Here is a 559-nt window from a genome sequence, read left to right as displayed (position 1 = left end):
GTTGCAGATCCACCCAGGTCTGTTCAGGCAATCGTTCCCCCAGACGGGCGATCGCCGAGCGCAACTCCCCCACATAGGCTGAACCAGCATACGCCTCCAACATCCTGGCTCCCAGCGTTAGGGCAAACAGTTCCCCCTTGCTCAGCGTAATGGTCGGCAACCGCCAATCCGAATCCGTGTAGTGATAGCCCTTAGCCTTACTCCACTCCAAAGGAGCAAAGTAACGATCGCGCAGGAAATTCAAGTCATTCCGAACTGTTCGTTCGCTGACTTCCAGTGCTTCCGCTAGATTCTCCGCTGTTTGACGAAGGGGCAATCTCAGGAGGGCATCTAGTTGCAGTAGCCTTTCCAGGTGGCGTGACATAGGATTTATCAGGTTGATGTAGCTACAGCTTAAGCAACCACCCCTGCAAAAATGCTTCCGGGTAGCAACAACTTTGCAGATTTTTTGAATGCTGGTATTAGGACTTACTCATTGGCAGAAGTAGCAAGGTATGAAGTCAGACAAGAATCGGTTTGGAGAGGTTTTCCAAAATGAATCACTCCAGATGTCGATGGG

At 51.0% G+C, this 559-nt stretch carries 1 protein-coding gene; it reads right to left on the bottom strand.

From position 1 onward, the window contains the following. Window positions 1–364: helix-turn-helix transcriptional regulator (locus tag DO97_RS16945; protein ID WP_036535711.1), on the bottom strand; the 364-nt coding region annotated here is incomplete at its 3' end. Window positions 365–559: the final 195 nt, after the last annotated feature.

The sequence above is a fragment of the Neosynechococcus sphagnicola sy1 genome, from assembly GCF_000775285.1.
In the GTDB taxonomy this organism is placed as follows: domain Bacteria; phylum Cyanobacteriota; class Cyanobacteriia; order Neosynechococcales; family Neosynechococcaceae; genus Neosynechococcus; species Neosynechococcus sphagnicola.
Note: the sequence above shows the minus strand (reverse complement) of the source record. Positions and strands in the feature narration are given on the sequence as shown.